Annotated in this window: 18 protein-coding genes and 1 tRNA gene; 13 read left to right on the top strand and 6 right to left on the bottom strand. The window is 72.5% G+C overall.

Going from position 1 to position 17,095, the window contains the following annotated elements:
* Positions 1-59: 59 nt before the first annotated feature.
* Both AC5PYY_RS04615 and AC5PYY_RS04610 read right to left on the bottom strand, forming a co-directional pair.
* Complete coding sequence (locus AC5PYY_RS04615; protein ID WP_493898619.1) at positions 60-332, bottom strand: MMPL family transporter; 273 nt, start codon at positions 330-332, stop codon at positions 60-62.
* On the bottom strand, positions 287-622 hold the full coding sequence (locus AC5PYY_RS04610) for a hypothetical protein (protein ID WP_493898618.1): 336 nt from the start codon (positions 620-622) through the stop codon (positions 287-289). The genes AC5PYY_RS04615 and AC5PYY_RS04610 overlap by 46 nt, the downstream gene beginning before the upstream one ends.
* Before the next feature lie 175 nt (positions 623-797).
* Here AC5PYY_RS04610 and AC5PYY_RS04605 point away from each other — a divergent pair, with 175 nt between their 5' ends.
* The 4 genes from AC5PYY_RS04605 to AC5PYY_RS04590 all read left to right on the top strand — a co-directional run bounded on the left by AC5PYY_RS04605 (position 798) and on the right by AC5PYY_RS04590 (position 2,454).
* On the top strand, positions 798-1,235 hold the full coding sequence (locus tag AC5PYY_RS04605) for an NUDIX hydrolase (protein WP_493898617.1): 438 nt from the start codon (positions 798-800) through the stop codon (positions 1,233-1,235).
* A 33-nt stretch (positions 1,236-1,268) separates the two neighbouring features.
* Positions 1,269-1,595, top strand: coding sequence for an ArsR/SmtB family transcription factor (locus AC5PYY_RS04600; protein ID WP_493898616.1), 327 nt, complete (start codon positions 1,269-1,271; stop codon positions 1,593-1,595).
* Between the two features lies 1 nt (position 1,596).
* Entirely contained in the window at positions 1,597-2,085 is a 489-nt protein-coding gene (locus AC5PYY_RS04595; protein ID WP_493898615.1) for an SRPBCC family protein, read from the top strand.
* 63 nt (positions 2,086-2,148) lie between these two features.
* Entirely contained in the window at positions 2,149-2,454 is a 306-nt protein-coding gene (locus tag AC5PYY_RS04590) for a GNAT family N-acetyltransferase (protein WP_493898614.1), read from the top strand.
* A gap of 74 nt (positions 2,455-2,528) precedes the next feature.
* Here the strand turns inward: AC5PYY_RS04590 and AC5PYY_RS04585 are convergent.
* Positions 2,529-2,612 (bottom strand) — tRNA-Leu (locus AC5PYY_RS04585).
* Between the two features lie 223 nt (positions 2,613-2,835).
* Between AC5PYY_RS04585 and AC5PYY_RS04580 the strand changes: the two genes are divergently transcribed.
* From AC5PYY_RS04580 to pknB, 6 genes are read left to right on the top strand one after another with little or no spacing between them, the layout of a single operon-like run.
* Positions 2,836-3,708 carry an FHA domain-containing protein gene (locus AC5PYY_RS04580; protein ID WP_493898613.1) on the top strand — a complete coding sequence of 291 codons (873 nt, stop codon included), beginning with the start codon at positions 2,836-2,838 and terminating at the stop codon, positions 3,706-3,708.
* On the top strand, positions 3,708-4,175 hold the full coding sequence (locus AC5PYY_RS04575; protein WP_493898612.1) for an FHA domain-containing protein FhaB/FipA: 468 nt from the start codon (positions 3,708-3,710) through the stop codon (positions 4,173-4,175). Before AC5PYY_RS04580 ends, AC5PYY_RS04575 begins: the two co-directional genes overlap by 1 nt.
* 2 nt (positions 4,176-4,177) lie before the next feature.
* Positions 4,178-5,692: a PP2C family protein-serine/threonine phosphatase gene (locus AC5PYY_RS04570; RefSeq protein ID WP_493898611.1), complete on the top strand. Its 1,515-nt coding sequence runs from the start codon at positions 4,178-4,180 to the stop codon at positions 5,690-5,692.
* The gene (locus tag AC5PYY_RS04565; protein WP_493898610.1) at positions 5,683-7,086 is read left to right on the top strand and encodes an FtsW/RodA/SpoVE family cell cycle protein; all 1,404 of its coding nucleotides are present in this window, start codon (positions 5,683-5,685) and stop codon (positions 7,084-7,086) included. The genes AC5PYY_RS04570 and AC5PYY_RS04565 overlap by 10 nt, the downstream gene beginning before the upstream one ends.
* Positions 7,083-8,540 carry a peptidoglycan D,D-transpeptidase FtsI family protein gene (locus tag AC5PYY_RS04560; protein ID WP_493898609.1) on the top strand — a complete coding sequence of 486 codons (1,458 nt, stop codon included), beginning with the start codon at positions 7,083-7,085 and terminating at the stop codon, positions 8,538-8,540. Before AC5PYY_RS04565 ends, AC5PYY_RS04560 begins: the two co-directional genes overlap by 4 nt.
* Before the next feature lie 4 nt (positions 8,541-8,544).
* Entirely contained in the window at positions 8,545-10,620 is a 2,076-nt protein-coding gene (gene pknB / locus AC5PYY_RS04555; RefSeq protein ID WP_493898608.1) for a Stk1 family PASTA domain-containing Ser/Thr kinase, read from the top strand.
* A gap of 70 nt (positions 10,621-10,690) precedes the next feature.
* Here the strand turns inward: pknB and AC5PYY_RS04550 are convergent, their stop codons facing one another.
* Entirely contained in the window at positions 10,691-11,440 is a 750-nt protein-coding gene (locus AC5PYY_RS04550) for a DUF881 domain-containing protein (protein ID WP_493898607.1), read from the bottom strand.
* Between the two features lie 56 nt (positions 11,441-11,496).
* Here AC5PYY_RS04550 and AC5PYY_RS04545 point away from each other — a divergent pair, with 56 nt between their 5' ends.
* Positions 11,497-11,760, top strand: a complete 264-nt coding sequence (locus AC5PYY_RS04545) for a cell division protein CrgA (protein ID WP_493898606.1) — start codon at positions 11,497-11,499, stop codon at positions 11,758-11,760.
* Between the two features lie 54 nt (positions 11,761-11,814).
* On the opposite strand, the gene AC5PYY_RS04540 is transcribed toward AC5PYY_RS04545, so the two are convergent.
* Together AC5PYY_RS04540 and AC5PYY_RS04535 are read right to left on the bottom strand one after the other, a co-directional pair.
* Positions 11,815-12,477 carry a rhomboid family intramembrane serine protease gene (locus AC5PYY_RS04540; RefSeq protein WP_493898605.1) on the bottom strand — a complete coding sequence of 221 codons (663 nt, stop codon included), beginning with the start codon at positions 12,475-12,477 and terminating at the stop codon, positions 11,815-11,817.
* 256 nt (positions 12,478-12,733) lie between these two features.
* A complete protein-coding gene (locus tag AC5PYY_RS04535; RefSeq protein WP_493898604.1) occupies positions 12,734-13,249 on the bottom strand; it encodes a peptidylprolyl isomerase in 516 nt (171 codons plus the stop codon).
* Between the two features lie 168 nt (positions 13,250-13,417).
* On the opposite strand from AC5PYY_RS04535, the gene AC5PYY_RS04530 reads away from it, so the two are divergent.
* Together AC5PYY_RS04530 and AC5PYY_RS04525 are read left to right on the top strand one after the other, a co-directional pair.
* Positions 13,418-14,710 (top strand): hypothetical protein, encoded by a 1,293-nt coding sequence (locus AC5PYY_RS04530; protein WP_493898603.1) that lies wholly within the window; start codon positions 13,418-13,420, stop codon positions 14,708-14,710.
* A gap of 172 nt (positions 14,711-14,882) precedes the next feature.
* The gene (locus AC5PYY_RS04525; protein ID WP_493898602.1) at positions 14,883-17,018 is read left to right on the top strand and encodes an acyltransferase family protein; all 2,136 of its coding nucleotides are present in this window, start codon (positions 14,883-14,885) and stop codon (positions 17,016-17,018) included.
* Positions 17,019-17,095: the final 77 nt, after the last annotated feature.

Raw genomic sequence — 17,095 nt, 5'->3', positions numbered from 1 at the left:
AGACCGACATCGCCTCGGACCGGCCCACGACCGGCTCGCCCATCCGGTCCAGCTTCCGGTCAGTGGTGCAGGCGAGGCAACCACGCCGGTCCGGTATGCGCCCGCTCGCCCAGGAGGGTCAGCGTCGCCGGGAGGAGCACGCCGCGGACCAGGGTCGCGTCGAGCAGGATCGCGGTGGCCAGGCCGACGCCGAGCTGTGTGAGCTCCAGCTCGGAGAGGGTGCCGAAGATCGCGACGACGGCCACCATGACGGCCGCCGCCGAGGTGACCACCCCGGCCGAGCGAGCTACGCCGGCCCGGACCGACTGGCGGACCCGCTCGCGCTGCGGCATACCGGAGGCGGCGTCCCGGGCGCGACCCCGCTGACCCCCGGGATGGACGTCGCCGTGTCGCTCGCTCCGACGAGGGCCGCGGCCACCACCTCGACCTGCTCCGGCTCGTGCCGGACGACGAGCTCCATCGTGACGCCGTCAGTGGGGACGGCCTCCTGGAGCTGCTGGTAGGCCTGCACCGACGGCAGGTCGGGGTCGGCACTCTCCACCCCGCCGAGGGAGGTGTGCATGCCGGCGGCCGGCACCGCCAGCGCGACGAGGGCGGCGACGCTGGCCCCGGCCGCGACCACCGGGTCGGCGGGTGAGGAGCCCGGCGAGCCGCCCGCACAGCGAGTCGAGCGAGCCGGCGCGGGCCATCCGCCCCTTCGTGCCGGGGAGCCGGATCGAGCGGTGACCGTGGCGCGACCGCCCGGACCGGACCGGGGGTTGACCCCCGCCACGCCGCACCTGCCCTAGCGTGGGTGGGTGCACTTCACCGACTACGACACCCGCCTGGCCGCCTACGCCCTCCTCGTGCGCGACGGTCAGGTGCTGCTCACGTGGTTCAACGGCCAGGGCGGCGCCACGCCGGGGTGGTCGCTGCCCGGTGGGGGCGTGGAGTTCGACGAGACGCTCGTCGCCGGATGCCGGCGGGAGGTCCTCGAGGAGACGGGGTATGCCGTCGAGGTCGGCGCGCTCCTGGCCGAGCATCACCACACCGGCACCACCTTCCGCACCGGGCGTCCCTACCGTTCGCAGCGGTTCATCTTCGACGCGGCCATCGTCGGCGGGACGCTCGGCACGACCGAGGTGGACGGCAGCACCGACGAGGCGCGATGGGTGTCGATCGACGAGGCGCGCGCCGCGCCGTCCCGCGCCGACGTCGTCGACATCGCGCTGAACATCCTCGCCGAGGGCGATTGACAACATACAACCATTTGGTTGTATGTTGTTTCCATGCACGAGCCAAGCGAGGAGCGCGCGGACGCGCTGTTCCACGCGCTGGCCGACCGGACCCGGCGCGACATCCTGCGCCGCGTCCTGGCCGGAGAGCACTCGGTCTCGGCCCTGGCCGCGAGCTACGACATGAGCTTCGCGGCGGTCCAGAAGCATGTCGCCGTGCTGGAGCGCGCCGGCCTGCTCGTCAAACGCCGCAGCGGCCGGCAGCAGCTGGCCAGCGGCGACATCGAGGCCGTGCGCTCGGTCTCCTCGATGCTCACCGAGCTCGAGCACCTGTGGCGCGGTCGCGTCGACCGCATCGACACCTTCCTCAAGGAGCACTGACATGCCCGTCACCCACGTCACCACCGACCCCGTTGCCCGCAGCATCGTCATCACAGCCGAGTTCGCCGCCCCGGTCGAGCGGGTCTGGGAGCTGTATGCCGACCCGCGCCAGCTCGAGCAGGTCTTCGGCCCGCCCTCGCACCCGGCGACGTTCGTGGAGCACGAGCTCGTCGAGGGCAGCACCACCCGCTACTTCATGACCGGGCCGGACGGGGAGAAGTTCGGCGGAATCTGGGAGATCACCGGCGTGGACGAGCCGGCCAGCTTCAGCTTCGAGGACCGCTTCGCCGACGCCGAGACCTGGGAGGTCGCCGAGCAGCTGCCGGCCTCACGCAACGTCTATGCCTTCGAGGCGGTCGAGGGCGGGACCCGCGCCACCTTCACCTCGACCTACGAGTCCGACGAGGCGTTGCAGCAGGTGCTCGACATGGGCGTGGAGGAGGGCGCGACCCAGTCGATCAACCAGATCGACGCCTTCCTCGCCGCCTGAGCAGCATCTGCGCAGAGCTCACCCTCGGCGCTAGACGCGGCACACATCGCGAGAGGGTGGAGCATGGCCGATGTCCAGGTGACCCGGAACGACGACCAGACGAGGTATGAGGCTCGCGTCGACGGCGCGCTGGCGGGCTTCGCGGAGTATCAGCTCACCGACATCCTCGTCGTTTTCACCCACACCGAGGTGGACCAGGCCTTCGAGGGGCAGGGAGTCGGCAGCGCGCTGGCTCGGTCGGCGCTGGACGACGTGCGCGAGCAGGGGACGCGGCGCGTGCTGGCCATCTGCCCGTTCATCAAGGCGTGGATCGACCGGCACCCGGACTATCAGCCGCTGCTCTACGGCGCGTCCTCGCCCGAGGGCTGAGGCCGGAGTCGGCTGGCACGACGAAGGTCCTGGTCAGAAACCTGATGACCAGGACCTTCACCGTCTTCTCACGGTGCGCGAGGGGGGAGTTGAACCCCCACGCCCTTGCGGGCACACGGACCTGAACCGTGCGCGTCTGCCTATTCCGCCACTCGCGCGAGTGCCGAGCAAGACTAGCACGGTTGGAAGGCCGCGCCCATTCTCCGGTCTCGACCCTGGTCTCTGGGGGCTCGCGCAGCACCTCCCGCACGATGACCAGGTCTCCGGCTCCCAGACCCGCATGACCGCCATCCTGCCAGCCTGCAGGGTCCTCCCACCTGCGGCAGATACCATCGACGAGCCAGCCGCTGACGACCAGAGACGAGGGAACAGGCCGTGGGTATGTTCGACAAGCTCGAGCGCGGGCTCGAGCGCGCCGTCAAGCAACCCTTCGCCCGCGTCTTCAAGGCCGAGGTGCAGCCGGTCGAGATCGCCTCCGCCATGCGTGGCGCCATGGACGACCGCGCCGCCGTGCTCGGCCCCGGCCGCACGATGGTCCCCAACGTCTTCACCGTCGAGCTCGCGGAGTCCGACCACGAGCGGCTCGCGTCCTACGAGCACGCGCTGACCGACGAGCTGGTCGCCGCGGCGGAGGACCACGCCGACGCACAGCGGTATGTCGCTCCCGGCCCCTTCGAGGTGCGTCTCACCCACTCCGAGGATCTCGAGACCGGCATCTTCCGGGTGCGCCCCGCCGCCAAGGACGGTCGCAAGGGCGCCGATCGCGGGGGTGCCCGCGAGTTCGCGGAGGCGCAGGCCGCCCAGGACCGGCGGCGCGAGGCCCCCGCTCAGCAGGAGCCCTCGGCGCCACAGGGCCCACAGCGCCGGCCCGAGACGGACCGCCACGAGGAGCAGGACGCGCACGCGGCATACCGTCGACCGGCGGCCACCCCGGAGCGGGCCGAGCGTCCGCGCCCCCGCCGCAGCGGTCCCGCCCTCGAGATCAACGGGCGCCGCACCTCGCTCACCTCCGCGGTCACCTCGCTGGGCCGCGACGAGACGTGCACCGTCGTCATCGACGACCCCGGCGCCTCCCGCAAGCACGCGGAGATCCGCATCACCCACGACGGGCCGCACCAGCAGGTCATCCTGCGCGACCTCGGGTCGACCAACGGCACCTTCCTCAACGGCGAGCAGGTCGGCACCGAGGAGCTGCGCCACGGCGACCGCATCACTCTGGGGCGGACGCACCTGACCGTGCAGCTGGAGGGCTGATGGGTGAGCTGACCCTCAACCTGCTCCGGCTCGGGGTGGTGGTGCTCCTCTGGGCCTTCGTCTTCTCCGTCGTCGGAGTCTTGCGCGGCGACCTCTACGGCACACGGGTCCTCACCCGCAACGCGGGTCCGGCGCGACCCCGCGAGTCCAAGGCCGAGCGCAAGCAGCGCCGCAACACGCCGACCCACCTCGTCGTCACCGAAGGCCGGCTGCGCGGCACGTCGGTGCCGCTGCACGACGCCGGCGTCCTCATCGGCCGCAACCCCGAGTGCTCGCTCGTGCTCACCGACGACTACGCCTCCGGCCGGCACCTGCGGATCTATCCCGGCGCCGACGCGTGGTATGCCGACGACCTCGGCTCCACCAACGGCACCGAGGTCAACGGGTCACGCATCGGCACCGGCGCCCGGCTCGACCCCGGCTCCCAGATCCGCATCGGCCAGACCGTCCTCGAGCTGCGCCGCTGACCATGGCTGTCGCCCTCCGCTACGCCGCCCGCAGCAACGTCGGCCTCGGCGCCAAGTCGCGCAACGAGGACTCCGCCTACGCCGGCCCCGAGCTGCTCGTCCTCTGCGACGGCATGGGTGGGCACGCCGCGGGTGACGTCGCCTCCTCGCTCGTCGTCGGCGAGCTGGTCCATCTCGACGGGGAGTCGCACGGCGCCGACGACGCGCTCGACATCCTCGAGCACGCCCTCGCGGAGGCCAACAACCGGCTCGCCGACGTCATGGAGGTCTATCCCGACTCCGACGGGATGGGCACCACGTGCATCGCCATGCTGCGCGTCGACTCCAAGCTGGCCGTCGCCAACATCGGCGACTCCCGTGCCTACCTGATGCGCGGCGAGCGGCTCACCCAGATCACCAAGGACCACTCGTTCGTCCAGAAGTTGCTCGACGAGGGTCGGATCAACGCCGAGGAGGCGCTGCACCACCCGCAGCGCTCGCTGGTCACCCGCGTCTTCACCGGCCGGCCCGAGGACCAGCCAGACCTGTCGCTGCGGGAGCTGCGCGAGGGCGACCGCATCCTCATCTGCAGCGACGGGCTCACCGACTACGTCTCCCAGGAGGTCGTCACCGAGCTGCTGTCGGACACCGGACGCACCCCGGGCCAGGTGGCCGACTCCCTCGTGCAGACCGCGCTGCGCGCCTCCACCCGCGACAACATCACCGTCATCGTCGCCGACGCGGTCTCTCCGCGCGACGGCACCAGCAAGCCGCAGGTGGTCGGTGCCGCCAGCGAGCGCCGGGGCACCCAGCCCCTGAGCCAGCTCAGCCCGGCCGAGAAGGCCGCTGCGCTCTCCCGCGAGGCCGCCGGCGGGACGCCAGGCTCGGAGGCCCCGGTCCTCGCCGAGGAGCAGTCGCGGCCCTGGGTGCGCGTCCTGCGGGCCACGGGCATCGCCGTCGCTGTCGTCGCCGTGGTGGCGGCCGTCACCTGGGGTGGCTGGACCTGGAGCCAGCAGCAGTACTACGTCGGCGAGCAGGACGGGATGGTCACGATCTATCGAGGCATCTCCCAAGACGTCGGCCCGCTGAGCCTGTCCACTGCGGAGGAGCAGACCGATCTCGCGGTCGAGGACCTGCCCCGCTACTACCGCGACCAGGTGCAGCGCACGCTCTCCTCAGACGACCGGGCCGGAGCGGACCGCATCGTCGAAGACCTGCGGGCCCTCGTCGCGCCGAGCTGCGTGCCCACCGTGCTGCTGCCGGACGGCACCACGGCCACGGAGGTGCCGGAGGGTGCGGCGTCGGTCACGGCCGACAGCCTCCAGGAGGCGCGCGCCAGCACCGCCGCCCCCACCGAGGCCACGCTGCTCGACCAGCTCCTGCGCGACAGCCTGGAGCTCGGCTCCGACGCGGTCGGCGGGGCCGGGTCGACGGAGTCGACGGAGTCGACCACAGCGTCACCTCCCACGCCCACGCCGACCGGCGCCGACGAGGCGCAGGAGACCGTCACCGTCGTCTGGCCCCAGGGGTGCCCGTGACCAGCGCCACCGCCCCCAGCCCCTCGACCATCACCAGCCTCAAGGTGCGCAGCGGTCGCACCATCGAGCTGCTCCTGCTCGTGCTCGCCGTGGGGGTCGTGACGACGGCCTACGTCAACGTCAACCTCGCCGAGGTCGGGGAGCTGCCGACGGCGGCGTGGTGGCACGTGGCCGGCTTCGGTGCGCTCGCGCTCGCGATGCACGCGGTCCTCCGCTGGAAGGCGCGGTATGCCGATCCGCTCCTCCTCCCGATCGCCACCCTGCTCAACGGGCTGGGGCTGGTGATGATCCACCGCATCGACCTCGTCGAGGCCGCGGGCGGCACGTCGGGGGTCGCCCCGCGTCAGCTCATGTGGACCGGCCTGGCGATGGCGATCGCCGCAGGAGTGCTCATCGCGCTGCCGGACCACCGGGTGCTGCGGCGCTACACCTACATCGCCATGGCCGCGGGCTTCCTGCTCCTGCTGCTGCCGATGCTCCCGGTCATCGGCCACGAGGAGAACGGCTCGCGCCTCTGGATCCGGATCGGGCCGCTGAGCTTCCAGCCGGGCGAGCTCGCCAAGATCGCGGTGGCGGTCTTCTTCGCCGGCTACCTCATCACCACCCGCGACGCGCTCTCGCTCGTCGGTCGCAAGGTGCTCGGGCTCCAGCTGCCCCGCGCCCGCGACCTGGGCCCGATCCTGGTCATCTGGATCCTCTCGGTGCTCATCCTCGTGCTGCAGCGCGACCTCGGCTCCTCGCTGCTCTTCTTCGGGCTCTTCGTGGCGATGCTCTACGTCGCCACCGAACGCACGAGCTGGATCGTCATCGGCCTGTCCCTCTTCCTCGGCGGCTGCGTCCTCGCCTACCGCCTCTTCGACCACGTGCAGCGCCGGGTCACGCTGTGGCTCGACCCCTTCGCCCCCGAGCAGTCCGACCAGGTGGCCAAGGGCCTCATGGGTCTGGCGCACGGCGGCCTCTTCGGGGCCGGGCTCGGCGAGGGGTTCCCCTACATCACCTACTTCGCCAACAGCGACTACATCGTGGCCAGCTTCGGCGAGGAGCTGGGCATGCTGGGGATGTTCGCGCTGCTCATGCTCTACGCCCTCCTCGTCGAGCGCGGGCTGCGCACGGCGATCGGCTCGCGTGAGGGCTTCGGCAAGCTGCTCGCCGTCGGGTTGTCCTTCACGGTGGCGCTGCAGGTCTTCGTCATCGTCGGCGGCATCACCCGCGTCATCCCCCTCACCGGCCTGACCACGCCGTTCCTCTCGGCCGGTGGCTCCTCGCTCCTGGCCAACTGGATCATCGTCGCGCTGCTGCTGCGGATTAGCGACCACGCCCGGCGGCCCATCTCCGAGCGGCGCCAGGACCCGACCAAGGACCTGGCCCATCCCCGCGAGGAGGCGTCGGCATGAACACCCCGATCCGGCGGCTCGCCATCGTGGTCTTCGCGATGTTCGCGGCGCTGCTCATCTCGACCACATGGGTGCAGTTCGTGCAGGCCGAAGACCTGCGCGAGCGGCCGGGCAACCGGCGCACCCTCATCGACAGCTACAGCCGCGACCGCGGGGCGATCCTCGTCGACGGCACGCCCATCGCCTCCTCCGAGCGCACCGACGACGAGCTCAAGTGGCTGCGCCGCTACGACCAGGCGACGCGGTATGCCCACGTCACGGGCTACTACTCCTTCACCTACGGCGCCGGGCTGGGTCTGGAGAACGCCTACAACTCAGTGCTGGCGGGCACCGACGACAGCCTGTTCTACCAGCGCCTCGCCGACGTGGTGACCGGCACCGAGCCGACCGGCGCCTCGCTGGAGCTGACCATCGACCCCGACGTCCAGGCCGCCGCCATCGAGGCCCTCGGCGACCGCCGCGGCGCCGCGGTCGCCCTCGACCCCGCCACCGGCGAGATCCTCGCCATGGTCAGCCGGCCCAGCTTCGACCCCAACGCCCTCGCCAGCCACCAGCTCAACGCCGTCGACGAGTCCTACGTCGCGCTCTCCGAGGACCCCACCCAGCCGCTGGTCAACCGCGCCATCGCCGGCGACCTCTACCCCCCGGGCTCCACCTTCAAGCTCGTCATGGCGGCGGCCGCCCTGGAGAGCGGTGACTACGAGCCGGACACCGAGCTGGAGGGCGAGGTCACCTACACCCTGCCGGGCACCGAGACCACCCTGCCCAACTTCGGGGGCGCCGCGTGCGACCCGGAGGGCACGCCCACGCTGGCCGAGTCCGTGCAGGTGTCGTGCAACACCTCCTTCGCCTGGCTCGCGGGCGAGCTCGGCGCGGACGCGATCCGGGAGCAGGCCGAGGCCTTCGGCTTCGGCGAGCCGCTCGACGTCCCGATGAGCGTGACGCCCTCCATCTACCCCGACGAGGTCGACGACGCCCAGCTCGCCCTCACCGGCATCGGCCAGTTCGAGGTGCGCGAGACACCGATGCAGGTGGCGATGATCTCCGCAGCCATCGCCAACGGCGGGGTGACGATGTCGCCCCACCTCGTGGAGGAGACGCGCGACTCCGACCTCGAGGTCATCGATGCCACGGAGCCGCGGGCGCGGTCGCGCGCCGTCTCGGCGCAGACCGCCGCAGAGCTGACCGAGATGATGACCCTGGTCGTCGAGCGCGGCTCCGGCCAGTCCGCGGCGATCGAGGGTATGCAGGTGGCCGGCAAGACCGGCACGGCGGAGTACGGCGACACCGGCGGAGCGCACGCCTGGTTCACCGGGTTCGCCCCCGCTGACGACCCGCAGATCGCCGTCGCGGTCATCGTGGAGTCGGCGACCGACAACTGGACCGGCGAGACGGGTGGCCTCATCGCCGCCCCCATCGCCCGGGCGATGCTCGAAGCAGGAGTGGAGCGATGATCGGATGAGCGAGGACCCCACGGAGGCGACGCCTCGGCCGGACACCGGTGACGGCTCGCCGGGCCCACGGGTGCTCGGCGGTCGCTACGAGATCGGTGACCTGGTCGGGCGGGGCGGCATGGCCGACGTGCATGTCGGCCACGACCTGCGGCTGGGGCGCGCGGTCGCCATCAAGATCCTGCGCACCGACCTGGCGCGGGACTCCTCCTTCCTCGCCCGGTTCCGGCGCGAGGCGCAGTCGGCGGCCGGTCTGTCGCACCCGGCGATCGTGGGCGTCTTCGACTCCGGTGAGGAGACGGTCCACGAGGCGGGCGGGGCGCCCGTGCAGGTCCCCTACATCATCATGGAGTTCGTCGAGGGCCGCACGCTGCGCGAGCTGCTCAACGAGCAAGGGACGATCGGCCCCGACGAGGCCGCCCGGATCACCGCCGCCGTGCTCGGCGCCCTGGAGTACGCCCACAACCGCGGTCTCGTGCACCGCGACATCAAGCCGGCCAACGTCATGGTCACCGAGGCCGGCGCGGTCAAGGTCATGGACTTCGGGATCGCCCGGGCCCTGGCCGACACCGCCGCGACCATGACCCAGACGCAGGCGGTCATGGGCACGGCTCGCTACCTCTCGCCGGAGCAGGCGCAGGGGCTCGACGTCGACGGCCGCTCCGACCTCTACTCCGTGGGCTGCCTGCTCTACGAGCTGCTCGCCGGGCGCACCCCCTTCCAGGGCGACCCGGTCTCGCTGGTCTACCAGCACCTGGGCGAGGCACCGAAGGCGCCGTCGACGCACGCGGCCATGCTCCCTCAGGCCCTGGACGCCATCACGCTGCACGCGCTGGAGAAGAAGCCGGAGGACCGCTACCAGAGCGCCGCGGACTTCCGGGCGGACCTCAACGCCGCCCGGGCGGACGAGCCGGTCTCGGTCGCCGCCCAGGACACCTACCAACGGTTGCTGGGTCTCGGGGCGGCCGCAGGGGCTGGTGCCGCCGGTGCCGCTGCCGCCGCGAGCGGAAATGCGGCGGCCACGGAGGCCGTGCCGGTGGCCGCCCGGCCGCGACAGCCGCAGGAGCAGCCGACGAGCAGCTACGCGGTCGCCGAGGAGGATCGCTACGAGCGCACCGACGAGATGCCGGTGCGGGAGCGCCGCCATCGCGGCGCCGGGCTGCTCCTCGGCGCGCTGGCCCTGCTGGCCGCCGCCGGCGTGATCTGGGTGCTCTTCCAGGTGCTCGGGCCCGGCAACGAGGACGGCCCGGAGATGCTCGCCGTCCCCAGCACCATCGGGAGCACCGAGGCCCAGGCCCGCACCGAGCTGACCAGCGCCGGGTTCCTGGTCCCGGACGACGCCGTCACCTCACGCAACAGCCAGGAGCAGTCGGGCACCGTCATCGACCAGGTGCCGCCCGGCGGTGAGCTCGCGCGAGGCTCGGAGATCCAGCTCGTCGTCTCCTCCGGACCGGAGGCGATCGCCATACCCGATCTGCAGGGGCTCGAGGAACAGGTCGCCAGGGACCTGCTCGAACGCGAGGGCTTCACCAACGTCCGCGGCGAGGCCGAGCAGGAGGACGACCCCGACTGGGAGGAGGGGCAGGTCATCTCCTCCGATCCCGAGGCGGGGGAGGAGGTCGAGCCGGACGAGGAGATCATGCTCACCGTGGCCAGCGGCGAGGTCGAGGTCCCCGACGTCGTCGGCGAGGACCAGAACACCGCCGTCGTGACCCTGGATCGCGCCACGCTCGACCGCGAGATCACCACGCAGCGCACCTCGGAGGCCGAGCCGGGCACCGTGCTGTCCCAGTCGCCCGAGGCCGGCGACGTCGTCGAGCAGGGCAGCACCGTCGAGCTCGTCGTCGCCGCCGAGCCGATCCAGACGCAGACCGAGATCATCACCGAGACCGCGACGATCACGCCGACGACCGAACCCACCACCCCGGACCCGACCGAGCCCACCGAACCCACCGAACCCACCGAGCCGACCGAACCCACCGGGCCGACGGAGCCGACCGACCCGGTCGACCCCACGGACTCCGCCGAGCCCACCCAGCCCGGCCAGCCGGACCCGCCCGGCGACGGACCACCGGACGACTAGGCCCCACGACGTTTTGGAGCATGGGTTCTTGCGCCATGGCACGAAAACCCGTGGTCGACTTCGGCTGGACTCAGCCGTCGAGGACGCTCGCGTGCTGCGGCCGGACCGGCCCGGAGAAGGCCGGCAGCTGTGCCTCGGCGAGCTCCTCCACGGCATACCCGAGCCCGACGGCGTCCGCCCACTCGCGATAGGTGGAGACGACCGGATCGGCCTCGAGCGCGGCCTGCAGCGAGGCCAGGTCGCCCACGGCGGTGATGGTGTAGGGCGGCGAGTAGACGCGCCCCTGGAGGTAGAGCGTGTTGCCGACGCACTGCACCGAGCTGGTCGAGACGATGCGCTGGTCCTGGACCATGAGCGCCTCGGCCCCTCCCGCCCAGAGGGCGTTGACCACGCCCTGGAGATCTTGCTGGTGCACCACCACGTCGTCCACGGAGTAGCCGTCGGGCAGTGTCTCCAGGCTGTAGCCCGCGTCGTCGAGGGTGACCCGCAGGGCGGGGCCCTGCACGGGCGCGGCTCCGACGCCCACCGACAGCTCGTCGGCGCGGCGGGTGTCCACCGTCGCGGCGCTGGTGTCCCGGGCGGCCTGGAGCTCGGTGACCTCCTGGGTGAGGTCGTCGGCCTCCTCGGTGAGCTGGCGGACGGCGCGATCGCGTTCGGTGATGAGGTCGACCAGGTCGTCGGGCTGCGACTGCCCCCCCTCGCGGGCGAGCGAGGCACTGGTGCCGAAGAGCAGCCCCGCGGCGAGGCAGATCAGCGTCACCCCGACCGACACCGCGCGCGGCGCGGTGCTCGGGGTGTCCTCGCTGGGCTCGTCCGTCATCGACCCCAGCCTAGCCGCGTATATCCTGGCCGGACCCACCCACGAAGGAGAAGGACGTGCCCGAGTCTCGCGGCCGAGAGGGCGCCCGCAAGCGCGCCCAGAGCACCAGCCAGACCACGCCTGAGACCCAGAGGCTGCCGAGCAACCCCTCGTGGTTCGTACCGGTGATGTGCGCCCTCATGATCATCGGGGTGCTGTGGGTGGCGGTCTTCTACATCACCGGCGGCGAGTGGCCCATCGGGGCGATCCGCTACTGGAACCTCGGGATCGGGATGGGCCTCATCATGGCCGGCTTCGTCATGGCGACCCGCTGGCGCTGAGTTGTCCACAGGTTGTCCCCAGCTTGGGGACAATCACACCCGTGTAACTCGGTCTCAGCCGCCGAAGGCGACCGGGCCCAGGACCTGCAGCAGCCGCACGGCGGCGATGATCAGCAGCAGCACGAGCAGCCCCGAGAGGGCGGGCCAGATGAGGCGACGGCGACGCTGGGCCTCGGGTGAGCGGCCGGGGGCCGACGTGGCCAGCAGCAGGCCGCCGATCACCGCTCCCGTGACAGCACCCCCCAGGTGGGCCTGCCAGGCGATGTTGGGGATGAGCAGCGGCAGCGCGACGTTCAGCCCCAGGATGACGAGGAGCTGGGTCGGCACACCCCCGCTCCGCATCGCGAGGACGACGTAGACCAGCACGATCCCGAAGATCGCTCCCGAGGCACCGACCACCTGGGTGAACCACCCCGGGTCCACGCGGGAGAAGAGCAGCACGCCGACCGATCCTCCGACGGCGCCCAGCAGATAGATGACCAGGAACTTCGCCCGACCCAGCAGCGACTCGAGCATCGGCCCGAAGGCGAAGAGCACATACATGTTGAAGACGATGTGCAGGATGCTGCGGGGTGAGTGCACGAACGCCGAGGTCACCAGGCGCCAGGGCTCCACGCCGGCCAGGACACCGATGAAGGACAGCGCGCTGGTCAGGCCGGGGATGAGCAGCTGGCCGACGAAGACGCCGGCGCACAGCCCCATGAGGGTGTAGGTCACAGCGGGCGTTCCACCGCTGCGAGCCGCCGGGGCCCCGAACCGGGTGCGGGCCGTCGGGGCCGTGCGCGCCCCCTCCTTCACGCAGTCGACGCACTGGATGCCGACCGCCGCGGGGCGTTGGCAGTCGGGGCAGGTCGGTCGATCGCACCGCTGGCACCGGATGTAGCTCGTGCGCTCGGGGTGCCGCGGGCAGACGGGCACGCCGCCCGGTGCATCACCGGACGGCGTGGGGGAGGGGGAGTCGGTCACGGACCGGTCAGTCGATGCTGACCCGCTCGATGACGACCGGCTCCTGCGGCTTGTCGCCGGCACCGGTCGGCACGGCGGCGATCGCGTCGACGACGTCGCGAGACGCCTGGTCGGCGACCTCACCGAAGATCGTGTGCTTGCCCTGCAGCCAGGTCGTGGGCTCGACGGTGATGAAGAACTGCGAGCCGTTGGTCCCCTTGCCCATGCGCTTGCCGGCGTTGGCCATGGCCAGCATGTAGGGCTGGGTGAAGTCGTGGTCGGGGCTGATCTCGTCGTCGAAGGTGAAGCCGGGACCCCCGAAGCCCTCCCCGAGCGGGCAGCCGCCCTGGATCATGAAGCCCGGGATGATCCGGTGGAACGTGAGGCCGTCGTAGAACGGCTGCGGGTTGGAGCGGCCCGCCTCGTCCTGGTACTCCTTCTCGCCGGTCGCCAGACCGGTGAAGTTGGCGACGGTCTTGGGCGCGGCGTTGTCGAAGAGCACCAGTGAGATGTCGCCGTGGTTGGTGTGCAGCGTGACATTCATGCCCCCAGTTTCGCACGGGCCCGGTGCGGCGGAGGGTATGCGGTGAGCCCCCTCGGTCGGTGGCCGCCACTGCTCCGGCGCCGCGGCTCGCGCAGGGGCCCGGTGAGGTGGAGTTAGCCCGCAGGACAGGGCAGGATGGTGGCAGACCCACGACAGGAGGGACCCGACGTGTTCTTTAAGACCGATGCCGAGCGCGCCACCGCTCAGGCCGCGCGCGCCCGGCAGGACGCCGCGGAGGCCGGTGCCAGCGCCGCCTCCGGCGCCCGCAACCTCGGTGCCGCCGTGCTCGCCACGCTGGCCGAGGTGACCGCCCCCAAGGACGACAAGAGCGGCAAGCGGCAGGCCCAGAAGGCTCGCGCCAAGGCGCTCAAGGCCGCCGGCAAGGACCGGGACGCCGCGGCGAAGGCCGCCGGCAAGGCTCGCGGCGCCGCCGACAAGGCGCGGGCGCACAGCCGCTCCGCCCTGGAGAAGGAGGGCGCCAAGGCCGGCGGCGCGGCGGCGGCCGTGGCCGGGATGGCCGGCGACCGCGCCTCCAAGGCGGCCCGTCGGGCGAGCGACCAGAGCCGGGAGGTCGCCAAGAAGGCCGGCGCCCAGGGCCGCCACGCGGCCGAGACGCTGCGTGAGCAGAGCGGGCACACCGCCGACGCGCTGCGGGAACGCTCCGCCGACGCGCTCGACCGCGTGCGCAGCAGCGACCTGGGTGACAGCGCGGCCGAGAAGGCTGGAGCCGGAGCCGCCGTCCTCGCGGCGCTGGCCGCCGCGGCCCGGGACAAGGCCGCCGAGACGCGCACCCGCGCCGTGGCCGGCGTCGACCACGGGATCGACGCCGCCGTGCCGCGCGCCCAGGAGGGCCTCGCCGGGGTCGCTCCGGCGGTCGACCACCTGCGCGACCTCATCAACGACGAGCTGCTCCCGAAGATCCAGGACATGCTGGGCGAGGTGCAGAGCGGCAAGGACAAGCTGCTGGCCCAGGACGAGGGCGTCGTCGCCGCCGTCACGGGAGGCCCCACGAAGAAGCGCCGCAAGGGTGGCGCGCTCATCGCTCTGGGCCTGCTCGCCGCGGCAGGTGCCGGGTTGGCCTGGTGGCTCTCGGAGCAGCAGAAGCAGCCTGCGGCCGACCCGTGGGCGAGCTCGCCCACCACGACCGGTGGCGGGGGTGGCACCGACCCCTGGGCCGGCAGCACTCCGTCCTCCTCGGCCGCTCCCGCCTCGACCACCGCGGCTGGCACCACGGCCGCGGCGGCACCCGCGGCGGCCACGGAGGAGGGCGAGCCGCACATGCTCGCCACCGACGAGATCGACCACCTCGCCACCGACGAGCCGACGCCGGTGGAGGACCAGGCCGAGGGCCAGGCCCCGACCGAGGAGATCCAGCAGGCCCGCGGCCACGCCGACGAGCCGCTGCGACACGCGCCGGCCGAGGACGGCGACGGCGAGCAGGACGACGCGCCGCGCACCTGAGCCCGGGCACCCGCACCACCGCCGAGGGCGCTCTCCCACCGGGGAGGGCGCCCTCGGCGCGTCCTGACGACACACCGTCGCTGGTCCCCTGACCCCTCGTCACCCCGCCCTACGCTCGCCGCAGCGGAGTCCTCGCGCCACACGGCGACGACGAAGGAGGTGGGCGCACCAGATGTCCCTGCCCGCTTCTCCTCGCCCAGACCACGCCCGCGACCTCCTCGATCCCGGAGCCCCGCCGGACCACGTCACCGGGCCCCCGCACGGCCTGACTCCCGAGCAGCGCGCCACGCGGACCCTGGACGCCCCGGCGACCCCCGAAGTCCACCCGCACCGCGCCGCCCGTCGTCGCGGTCGGGGACGCGGGGGTGGGCGCGGGCCACGCGGCGTGCAGCCACGCCCCGGCGAGATCCCCGGCCTGGACGGCCTCCGAGCCCTCGCCATCCTCGGGGTCCTGCTGTTCCACTACTGGCCCGGAACCCTGCCCGGAGGATTCCTCGGGGTCGACGTCTTCTTCGTCGTCAGCGGCTTCCTCATCACCACGCTGCTGCTGCGCGAGCTGGACCGCACCGGTCGCCTCGACCTGCCGTCTTTCTGGCGGCGGCGGGCCCGGCGGCTGCTGCCGGCCCTGCTGCTCGTCGTGCTCGTGAGCGTCTCCGCCGCGCGGCTCATCGGTGGCGATCTGCTCGTGGGCATCGGGCGGCAGACCGCCGGTGCCCTCACCTTCACGAGCAACTGGGTGGAGATCGCCGCCGGGGCCAGCTACTTCCAGAGCACCAGCCCGATCCTCTTCGTCAACGTCTGGAGCCTCGCGGTGGAGGAGCAGTTCTACCTGCTCTGGCCGCTCACGCTCGTCGTCGTCCTGGCCGTCACCCGCACGACCAGGCAGCGCGTCATCGGGGTGGCTCTCATCGGCCTGACCTCCGCCCTGCTCATGGCGCTGCTCTACACGCCGGGCGACGACGCCACCCGGGTCTACTACGGCACCGACACGCACCTGGTCGGCCTCATGGGCGGCGCCGCCCTCGCGCTGGCGTGGGCGGACCCGCGGCGACGCGCCGGCTTGCGCACGGCCACCTGGCGCGTCGCGCGCCCATGGGCCGTCCTGCTCGCGCTCCTGACCCTGGCCGCGCTCATGCGGTGGGGCGGCGAGGACTCTCCCCTCACCTTCCGCGGCGGCATCGCGCTGGCCTCCGTCGCCACCGTCGTCCTCGTGGCCGGGCTGCTCGAGGCGCCCTCGCTCTGGCGCCGGGTGATGTCGACCCGGCCGCTCACCTGGCTCGGCCGGCGCTCCTACGGCATCTACCTCTGGCACTGGCCGGTGCTCGTCCTCGCCGGTGCGGTCGTGCCGTATGCCGTCGGGACCGCGCGGGCGACCGGGGTGCTGCTCACGTCGCTCGGGCTCACGCTCGTGCTCTCCGAGCTCTCGCTGCGCCTGGTCGAGCTCCCGGTCCGCCGGCACGGCATCCGGGCCACCGTGCGCGCGCTCGGGACCTGGATCCGGACCCCCTGGCAGGTGAGCCGCACACCGCGTCTCCTCGGTGCCGGGCTCCTCGTGCTGCTCGTCGGGACGGTCCTCGCGCTGGCCACCGCGCCGGAGAAGTCCGCGACCCAACGTCAGATCGAGGAGTCCGAGGCCCGGATCGCCGGCTCGGACGGCACCGCCGACGACGAGCTCGTCGACCCGGCACGCGACCAGTTGGCGTCCGGGACCATCCTGGGCCGGGGCGGCGCTGATCCGGGCGAGGCGGCCCCTGCACCCTCCCCTCAGAGCGTGCAGCTGCGCGGCTCGACCTTCGCCCGCGACGAGGACGACCTGCTCGTCCCCGCCGGCCCGGAGATGACCGCGATCGGTGACTCGCTCGTCGTGACCAGCGCCGACGGCCTCACCTACCGCTTCCCGGGGATCACCTACCTCGCCCAGTCCAACCGGCGGTGGAGCGACGCGCAGGAGGTCGTCGCCACGGGCCTGTCGGCAGACGCGGTGCGCGGCAACGTCGTGCTGCACCTGGGCACCAACGCGGGGGTCGACGAGGAGGCGCTCCGGGCCACGCTCGACGCCCTGGGGCCGGAGCGCAACATCGTGGTCATGGACCTGTCCCTGCAGGCCCCCTTCACCGAGGAGTCCAACGCGACGATCCGCGCGGTGGTCGAGGACTATCCGCAGGCCGTCGTCGGCGAGTGGAACGCCACGATCGGCGAGCAGCCGGAGGTGCTGCAGTCGGACCGGGTCCACCCTGACCTGGAGGGCATGCACGTCTACGCCGAGGTCGTCGCCGAGGCCTTCGACGAGCTCGCCCGCCGCGGCTGACCTCGACGTCCAGCCGCCGCCGCGCCCGACTCCCCGCCGAGTCCTGGCCGACTCCCCGCAGACCCTCGGGATGTGGC

This window comes from Serinicoccus sp. JS2-9, assembly GCF_059025165.1.
Note: the sequence above shows the minus strand (reverse complement) of the source record. Positions and strands in the feature narration are given on the sequence as shown.

What these genes read in the sequence shown, in the direction of transcription:
- AC5PYY_RS04580 (WP_493898613.1), top strand. Translation starts at nt 2,836, where the DNA reads ATGTTCGACAAGCTCGAGCGCGGGCTCGAGCGCGCCGTCAAGCAACCC.
- AC5PYY_RS04570 (WP_493898611.1), top strand. Translation starts at nt 4,178, where the DNA reads ATGGCTGTCGCCCTCCGCTACGCCGCCCGCAGCAACGTCGGCCTCGGC.
- AC5PYY_RS04525 (WP_493898602.1), top strand. Translation starts at nt 14,883, where the DNA reads ATGTCCCTGCCCGCTTCTCCTCGCCCAGACCACGCCCGCGACCTCCTC.
- AC5PYY_RS04550 (WP_493898607.1), bottom strand. Translation starts at nt 11,440, where the DNA reads ATGACGGACGAGCCCAGCGAGGACACCCCGAGCACCGCGCCGCGCGCG.
- AC5PYY_RS04595 (WP_493898615.1), top strand. Translation starts at nt 1,597, where the DNA reads ATGCCCGTCACCCACGTCACCACCGACCCCGTTGCCCGCAGCATCGTC.
- AC5PYY_RS04590 (WP_493898614.1), top strand. Translation starts at nt 2,149, where the DNA reads ATGGCCGATGTCCAGGTGACCCGGAACGACGACCAGACGAGGTATGAG.
- AC5PYY_RS04615 (WP_493898619.1), bottom strand. Translation starts at nt 332, where the DNA reads ATGCCGCAGCGCGAGCGGGTCCGCCAGTCGGTCCGGGCCGGCGTAGCT.
- pknB (WP_493898608.1), top strand. Translation starts at nt 8,545, where the DNA reads ATGAGCGAGGACCCCACGGAGGCGACGCCTCGGCCGGACACCGGTGAC.
- AC5PYY_RS04600 (WP_493898616.1), top strand. Translation starts at nt 1,269, where the DNA reads ATGCACGAGCCAAGCGAGGAGCGCGCGGACGCGCTGTTCCACGCGCTG.
- AC5PYY_RS04535 (WP_493898604.1), bottom strand. Translation starts at nt 13,249, where the DNA reads ATGAATGTCACGCTGCACACCAACCACGGCGACATCTCACTGGTGCTC.
- AC5PYY_RS04560 (WP_493898609.1), top strand. Translation starts at nt 7,083, where the DNA reads ATGAACACCCCGATCCGGCGGCTCGCCATCGTGGTCTTCGCGATGTTC.
- AC5PYY_RS04575 (WP_493898612.1), top strand. Translation starts at nt 3,708, where the DNA reads ATGGGTGAGCTGACCCTCAACCTGCTCCGGCTCGGGGTGGTGGTGCTC.